We start from the raw sequence: 7,768 nt of genomic DNA, 5'->3' as shown, positions 1-7,768 counted from the left end.
CAGCCATACCCCTCACCACACCCAACCACCTCCACCAATTCGACCAACTCATCCCCCACACCAACAAAAACAACGAACACACACCCACCCACTAACCCACCCCGGGACATACACCGACACGAACCCACCGCCGCCACGCAGACGGGACCAGCAGAGACGACGACGCACCCGCCCGGCCACCCCCGGGGCCACTTCAGGCTGGAGTGGAGGGAGAACCGTGACAGCAGGAGCGTCACGGATGTGCCGCCGGCCGGAGAGCTGAACTCGTCGCCGACCAGCCGGGCCGCGGACCGCTACGGCCTCCCGGCCGCCGGTGTACAGCGGCTGCGGACGTACCGCAACTCCCCCACCCGCACCACCCGCACCACCCGCACCGCCCGCACCGCCAGCACCGCCCGCACCGGGCAGACGGTGCGGGCGGTGCGGCAGGCCCGTGCTGGGAGCGGGGGTGTGCCCGGCACGAGCGGCGGCTGCTGGACGCACGCCGACCAGCCGCTGGGACACCCCGCCCTGCGCGGTGTCCCACAAGTGGCGGCCGCGCAGCCGCGGTGGACGGGGTGGCGCCCGGTGCAGGGCAGGCCGGAGCCGAGCCCGGCCAGCTTCTCACCCTGGCACACGCGGTCGCGGCCCGCAGGTGGGAAGAGGCCCTGCACCGGGCGCGTAAGGAGATCTGGCCGCACAGGCTTGCACCACGTGGCGGGCGACGACGCCCGGGCGGTCCGAGCGGTGGCGGATTGCGGGCCGGGATCCGGTCATCCTCCCGGAAGTGGCGGCCGTGGCCAACGCGCTGGTGGATCCGGTCATGGTCGAGCCGCTGTGGAGGGACAGCGGCGCCGGGCGGCCGCGGCCGCTGCCCGCCTACGGGGCGTTCTTCCGCAGGTCGGGCGAGCGGGTAGGACGCGACTGGCTGGTCCCGCTGTCGGCGGCGGACTACGGCGGGCCACTGTCCGCCCGGATAGGCACGGTCATCCGGGCGGGGGCGACACTTCGGCAACAGGGCCCCTTGCTCCTCACTGGACTCGACATCCGCGAGCTACCAAAAGGGCCAAAAGGGCTCTTCTTTCATCCTGCATCCACCGCGTAGAAGTCGATGAGTAAATTTCGAGGCTTCTCGCGGTGGATTTCTTCTGGTGGGCAGGAGTGGGTGCCGGATGGCCGTTCCGGTGGCGGGGTCTCCGTGGTCCTTCGTGGGTGGGCGGGTGGGCTTGGTGGTCAGGTCTTCAGGCGGTGCCCGACGGCTGTCCACAGGTTCTCCAAGGCGTCCTGCCAGGGCCAGTGTTCGGGAAAGTACCAGGTCAACGTGCGTGCTCCCGCTGCCAGCCGGGCCGGGACGGTGATGAGTTGGCGGCGTATGGTGCCGGTTCTGGCGCGGGCGTGGAAGGTGGAGGCCAGGGTGCCGGCCGCGCGGGTGAGGTTGTGGGCGAGGGCGGCCAGGGTGAGCCAGGCGGCGTTCGCGGTGAACTTCCCCGAGGGCAGATGCCCGAGTGCGGAGTCCTCCAGGTCCGCGAAGACCTGCTCGACGATCGCGTGGCGGCGGTGATCGGCTTCGGCCTCGACCAGCGCGAGGGTGGTGTCGGTGAACACCGCGTGGAAGCGCCAGGTGGCGAACAGCTCACCCTGCCCGTCCGGCACCGAGGTGGGGTTCAGACGCTTGACCCGGCGAACCAGGAGGCGGGCGGTGGTGCGGTACTTCTTCGCCTTCCCGGTGAACGCGGTGTACTCGACCTCGGCGACCTCCGCGTCGGAGATCCAGCGCCCCTCGTCGTGGTCGTAGATGGCCTTGGGGTACTTGATTGCTGTCCAGACGTCCTCGTCGATCGACGCGATCCGTTCGCGGATCTTCTTGCGCTGGGCGACGGCGAGGGAGAAGCGGACTCCGGCCCGGCGGCAGGTGGCCACGACCTTGTGGGAGAAGAACGCGGAGTCGGCCCGCACCACGATCGTCCCTGTCGCTCCCATGGACCGCACCGCTTTGATCGCCTCGGCGATCAAGGAGGCGGCGCCCTTGGCGGAGCCGGCCGAGCCCCTGCGCAGGCGAGTGGCGACGATCACCGGGGCCGCGATGGGGGTGGAGGCGGTGACGATCTGGAAGTGGAGGCCGCGGACCTTGGTGTAACCATGCTCGGCGCCCTGCTTCGCCGCCCCGTAGACCTGCTTGACCTTGGAGTCGATGTCCAGGTGGACGATGCCGTTGCCGCCGGGCAGCAGGTTGCAGTGGGCGGCAAGGTTGCAGGTGAAGGCCCGTGCGGCAGACTCGAGTTGACGCACATGCCCCCAGGTCATCGCCCGCAGGAAGGTGCCCAACGTGGACGGGGCCCGCACTCCGGAGAACGCCTTGCGTATCGCGCCGTGCCGCAGGACGTCCAGGTCGTCGATGCTGTCCGCTCCGGCGAGCATGCCCGCCACCAACGACATCACCTTCGCGTCGACCGCCGTCCCGGCCCCGTTGCCCGCGCCGGTGACCTTCACCTTCTCGGCGACCAGGCCGGGCAGACCGCACCGCTCGGCCAGCCGCACCGCCGGGGCGAGCCCGCTGTACGCGAGCAGATTCGGGTCATCGAACGCCGCGAAGCTCGCCGCGGCCGTATGGGAGAATTTCATGCGAGAGGTGCCTTGCCGATCGTGCTGGATGGAAGCGTAGGAACTCCCATCGTCGCAGGTCAACAGGCACCTCTTCTGATTTCTTCGTCCACAGGACGACCGTCACACGGTGGATCCAGGATCAGTCCTTTGGACAGCAGGTAGGCCCCGGCGCGGTCGAATTCGGCTGGTGTCAGTCGCTCCCCCGCGAAGAGTGAGAGCGGGGACTGGAGGATGGCCTCGACATTGGGGTGCCCCACACCGTCATTCTTCTGATGCCACAGCCACGTCAGCAGGCCTGGCGGCTACGGCGCGCGCTTTGGGGTCAGCGCGCTGGCGTTGGGTTCTTGCATCCACTGCAGTCCGCGTGGTGTCAGGTTGGCCGCCGGGTCACCCATCGTGGCGTAGTGATCGCTCAGCAGGCCCCATTCCTTGCACGTCTCCAGGAGCCGGAAGGACTGCTCCTCGTTGAGACCGTGTAGTTCACCGAAGGGGGTGATCGTCACGTACTCGGATGCATCCGCGGCCGTCTGGTCGTGGACCCATTCCACAAGCGGCTCATGTAGAGCAGCGAAGTCAATGGCCATGGGCACACACTCTCCTTGCTCAGCGCGATGAGCTCATGAGCTTAAGACGGACCACTGACAACGCTGGATGAGCGGCCTGCCCGACCGGACGCGACGTGAATGCTCCGGCGTTGAGCGGCGATCTTGGACATGCCAGCGTGCCGAGACCCCGGGCGGGTAGTTGCCCGGGGTCTCGTGCTGTCTCGTCACAGTGCGGGGTCGCCTTCCCACGGTGGGTCAACGCCGTTCGACGGTCTGTCCCCTGGTGGCCGTCTTGTGGCGCGGAGGTTCGCCTTCGTGTTGGTTCATCGACCGCGGCCTGCTGAAACCCGACGGGATACCGCATCATCCCGGGCAGGTCCCGGGGGTCTGCCAGCGCGAGGGCTGCCCCGGCCTGACCTGGCTGCCCCCTGGGGAAGGCCGGCTCTTCGTCACGTCCGGTGCGAGAGGAAGGACGGTGTCGTCGTGCAATCTGTGGGAGCAGTTCACGCTCACCGGTTCAAAGCCCTCTACCTAGTATGGACTTCTCAACTCTGGTTCTATGCGCGGGCCTTGTGACCGCCCCGTTGGCCTTGTGGCTTCGCCTTCGCTGGCGCGTGCGGCAAGAGCAGGCGCGGGGTACCTACCTCGTTGGTATCGCTCAGGCCCTCCCGCGGGGAGGGCGGTTCGACGGACAGTGCGGGGACGGAACCCGTCTGCGCCTGGTCGTGAACGGGAGCAGTGAGCATGAGCGATCGTGAACCGCGGGAAGCCACGGGCACGGCACAACCGGCCCGAAGTTCTTCTGCCTTCCCTTCCACCGCACAGTTCGAGGCCTTCTATAAGGAGTTCACGCCCACGCTGGTCGGCTTCCTCATCAGGCAGGGAGCGCGTCTGGCGATAGCGGCGGAGATCACCCAGGAGACCATGATCAAAGCGTTCCGGAAGTGGGAGGAGATCGACAACCCGCAGGCCTGGGCGCGGCGGGTCGCATCCCGAGAGCTCGTCCGGTATGTCAGCCGCGCTGAGGCAGACCTTTGCGAGGAGGTTCCGGAGCCTTCTCCGCTTCTCTCCTCACCGGACGCTGCTGCGGCATGGGAGCAGCAGCAGGACCTTCTGCGGTTGCTGGCCGATCTTCCTCCTCGTCAGCGGCAGATCATGGCCTGGAAATATGACGGCCACTCCCCTTCGGAGATCGCTGAGGAGCTGGGCATCAGTCCTGGAACCGTACGTGCCAGCCTTCTCAAGGCCCGCCGCGTGCTTGCTGCTCGCCTGCAACAACGTGAGGAGCGTGAAGACCGATGACGGACGTGTTCGAACAGTGGTGGGCGAAGGAGAACACTGAGTTCGACACGGGGCTCGCAGACCTTCTTGACCTCAAGGCCGGCCTGAGCGAGATCTGGGTGGAGAGGGACCAGGCGCAGCTCGAATCTGGACTGGCCAGCGTCCTGGATCTGTCGGGCGGGCTGGCGGCCATTCTGGCGGGGGGCGTTGACTCGCCCGGGTTCTTGCCGAGGGAAACCGCTCCGGCACAGCTGAGCCAAGGCCCCGGCCTGTGGTTCGAGGCGGTGTCGGTGGAGGCCCGTCTGGCTGTGCGGACCTCTCCTCTCGCGCACGCCTTGCACTTGGCGCAGGCAGCGTTCCGTTCCCTCGAACGCGCTCGAGGCCTGGCACAGCAGGAGGACGCCCGATGCCTGCGCGAACCGCGGGAGGGAGGCCCGAATCACCGGTTTGACACCGACAGGATGATGGCTGGCAACTGCACTCGTGCGCTTCTTGTCGAGTGTGATGCCGAGGCACTTCCCTCGCAGGCCACCCTGTGTGCACAGGATCTGCTGTGCGTGCTCGAGTACGTCGAGAAGCACGGGGACACTCACTACGCCCTTGCCCTAGAAGGCGCCGTCGCGCGGGCTCAGGACCTGCTGCGAGCTCTGACCGCAGAGGTGGTCGCCCAGCTTGGTCTCAGTGAGAATCTCCGCCCGGACTACGAGGTCCTCCTGAGCCTCCTGGACGACTTCATCGGCGCGGACCTGCGTCAGGCGAACCTGACAGGGGTCAAACTGGACGGGTTGTGGTGGTCAGAGGAGACCACGAGCTGGCCGCCCTACGTCGATACCGAACTGCTCAAGCTCTACTCGATCGAATCGGCACCAGGATCAGGGATCTACATGATCACTCAACGCGGCATGACCAACATCCCCGACAGCCTCACGTGCGCGTGAACTCGTCTCCAGTGCCACTCACTCGGTCCCCGCCGGCAGAGCTGCCTGCAGAGCCGGCTTCAGCCTGCACGGGGGTCAGGCAGACCTCACCAGGAGCAGCTCTCGGTGCCTGCGGGCAGGGAGGAACGTGGAGGACGTACCGACAGCTCCAGTAGCCAGCCGCAGCCCCTCGCTCCCAGCGTATCCCTCTCATCCGGCGCTCACGGCAGGGCAGCGTGAGCCAGCGGTGCGGGCAGTCCTGTGGAGCCGGGCCGCTGGTCTGACATTTCAGACCCCGGAGTGAACCCCAGGCGGATCTGCCTCCTGGGCGAGCGTCCTCCCGCTACGAAGATCACGACTCGTCTCGTCGGATCTTCCGGAAGGACCCGCTGTGCGTGCCCTCGTCTCCGCAGGCCGCGGGCTGCAAGCTGCGACTGGATCGCCACCAAACTGCGCTGGCAGCTCACCGCCGATGAGGCTGAACGCGACACCCTGACCCGGGCCACCACGAACTGCCCGGACCAGCCCGTCACTATCACCCTCGCCCGGTAGCCCTCCCCTCCGCCGCACTATCAGGGCTCGCCCGTCCCGGCGGGTTCCGTCAGGGGCTGACGCATATCGAGGTAGCAGCGCAGCCGCACACCCGCCTGGCCAGCATCCCTGGTGGCGCGCTCCACCAACGTCGTCGCCCACCGCGCCGCCAGCATCGCGTGGAACGCGAACGCGGTCTCGCCGCCGTCGACACCGCGCGTATGCGTCACGCTTCGGGGCTGCGCGGCTCGGTCGGCTTCTTCGTCGACTCCCAGGCGGACACCGTGGCCCGACGCACCTTCAGCGCGCTGGCGACGTCGTCCAGCGTCAGGCCGTGCGCAATTCGCAACCGCTTGCGCTCCTCCGCCGGCGGCAGCCGAGAGCGGGACGCAACCAGCGCGTCGACCACGTCGAACAACCCGGACATGGAACACCTCCTGACATAAACCGTACGGTTCGCGTACTTGCACCGTACGGATGCCGTACGGCCGCTCTTGAGGATGAGAGGCGACGCTTCATGCTGGCGTTCCGCAGCGGGGATGGCTGGGGCGGCAGCCACGACCAGGTACAGGACGTCGGTGTGGGCGTCTCGGACCCCGGCCATGCGCTGAATCCCGCCGCCGAGCTGGCTGATCAGTCCGCTGACACCGCCTCAGCCCCCGTGGCAGTGTGCGGTGATCGCACCAGCAGGCGGCTGAGCCTACGCACACGAGAGGACCGAAGCCCCGTGGCCCGCAGTCTTGACGACGACGCGCCCCGCCGGATCAGCGACGCCGATGAACACCTGAGTGCCGAACAACGGCAGGCCGAAGCCGATGAACACTTCTCGCTGCGCAAGCTGAGGCACGACGTGAGGCAGACGGAGCGGGACCTAGTGAGGCGAAGGAGGAGGGTCCGCACGGTGGGCGTGGCCCTCACAGTGGCCGGCGGCGCGGTCCTGGCGGGCCTGTCATGGACCGTGCTGGCCTGGGGCTCGTCCTCCCGGTTCCTGCGGGTGGACATCACCTGCGGAGTGCTGGCGCTGGTCTCCGGCGTGGTCGCCTGGGTCGTCGCGCCTCCCCGCAACCAGCTGAGCCTGGCCCAGTTAGAGGACATGCTCGCAACGAACCGTGAGGCTCTCCGGTTTCTCAGCGCGCTCATCCACCCGACGCTGAAGGAGCGGCGCAGCCTTTACCGCGAGGACGTGGCCGGGGTAATCGAGCAGCACCGGACGGACAGCCGCAAGTACCGGCTCATCCACAACACGCTGCAGAACCTCATCATGATCGGGGCTGCGTCCACGACCACCGTCGCCGCCCTGGACACCCGCAACCAGTTCACCTGGCAGAACATCACGATCGTCGCCATCGGCTTCACCGTCACGCTGGCAGCCGCCTTCACCGGCTACTACAAGTACCGCGAACGCAGCTATTTCCTGCTCCAGACCGCCGACGCCATTGAGGAGGAGGCCAACGCCTTCACGCTTGGCGTCGGCCCCTACAGCGACTTCGATGCCGACCAGGAGCAGGAGGCACTGAAGCTCTTCACCCAGCGGGTCGAAGAACACCGCAACGAGCAGCGGCGCCGCCAGCAGCAACTGGACCAGCCCGCCGACCAGACCACACCCACTGGTCAGCCGCCTGCGGCCGGTTGAGGATATCCCGCCGTGCCTGGTGGGTTCCGAAGAGCAAAGCGCACTCGGCATCCGGCTTGGCTACGAGTGAGCCTTTTGCACCGCTGCTCGGGCTCCTGGCCGCAGTCGGGGCAGGTCACCTCGTACACCCGCCACGGCCGCCGCAACCGTTGCTGTTCCATGCGTTCGTCGATGATCGGCTTTAGAACTCCTAACGAAATGATCTTCGAGGTGGTTGGATCACTCCGGGACTGATGATCCGGGGGTGCGAGGTGGCGCGGCCGAAGCCGTGGGAAGTC

At 67.5% G+C, this 7,768-nt stretch carries 6 protein-coding genes and 1 pseudogene; 3 read left to right on the top strand and 4 right to left on the bottom strand.

The features are described 5' to 3' along the window. Positions 1–1,212: 1,212 nt before the first annotated feature. On the bottom strand, positions 1,213–2,601 hold the full coding sequence (locus ACF1AG_RS34610; RefSeq protein WP_391811042.1) for an IS1380 family transposase: 1,389 nt from the start codon (positions 2,599–2,601) through the stop codon (positions 1,213–1,215). A gap of 284 nt (positions 2,602–2,885) precedes the next feature. Beyond that, positions 2,886–3,167, bottom strand: coding sequence for a hypothetical protein (locus ACF1AG_RS34605; RefSeq protein ID WP_387799119.1), 282 nt, complete (start codon positions 3,165–3,167; stop codon positions 2,886–2,888). A 705-nt stretch (positions 3,168–3,872) separates the two neighbouring features. On the opposite strand from ACF1AG_RS34605, the gene ACF1AG_RS34600 reads away from it, so the two are divergent. Together ACF1AG_RS34600 and ACF1AG_RS34595 are read left to right on the top strand one after the other, a co-directional pair. Next, positions 3,873–4,430 (top strand): RNA polymerase sigma factor, encoded by a 558-nt coding sequence (locus ACF1AG_RS34600; RefSeq protein WP_387799121.1) that lies wholly within the window; start codon positions 3,873–3,875, stop codon positions 4,428–4,430. Continuing rightward, complete coding sequence (locus tag ACF1AG_RS34595; RefSeq protein WP_387799123.1) at positions 4,427–5,347, top strand: hypothetical protein; 921 nt, start codon at positions 4,427–4,429, stop codon at positions 5,345–5,347. The genes ACF1AG_RS34600 and ACF1AG_RS34595 overlap by 4 nt, the downstream gene beginning before the upstream one ends. Before the next feature lie 551 nt (positions 5,348–5,898). Here ACF1AG_RS34595 and ACF1AG_RS34590 read toward each other — a convergent pair. Both ACF1AG_RS34590 and ACF1AG_RS34585 read right to left on the bottom strand, forming a co-directional pair. Continuing rightward, positions 5,899–6,087, bottom strand: coding sequence for a DUF6207 family protein (locus tag ACF1AG_RS34590; protein ID WP_387799125.1), 189 nt, complete (start codon positions 6,085–6,087; stop codon positions 5,899–5,901). Beyond that, a pseudogene (locus ACF1AG_RS34585) lies at positions 6,071–6,284 on the bottom strand (helix-turn-helix domain-containing protein); the annotation flags it as partial. The pseudogene ACF1AG_RS34585 and the gene ACF1AG_RS34590, both read right to left, overlap by 17 nt. Positions 6,285–6,374: 90 nt before the next feature. Between ACF1AG_RS34585 and ACF1AG_RS34580 the strand changes: the two are divergent. Beyond that, a complete protein-coding gene (locus ACF1AG_RS34580; RefSeq protein ID WP_387799128.1) occupies positions 6,375–7,490 on the top strand; it encodes a DUF4231 domain-containing protein in 1,116 nt (371 codons plus the stop codon). Positions 7,491–7,768: the final 278 nt, after the last annotated feature.

The organism is Streptomyces sp. NPDC014764, assembly GCF_043082785.1.
Classification (GTDB): Bacteria; Actinomycetota; Actinomycetes; order Streptomycetales; family Streptomycetaceae; genus Streptomyces; species Streptomyces althioticus.
The sequence above is the reverse complement of the archived record's forward strand: the minus strand, read 5'-3'. Positions and strand labels throughout refer to the sequence as shown.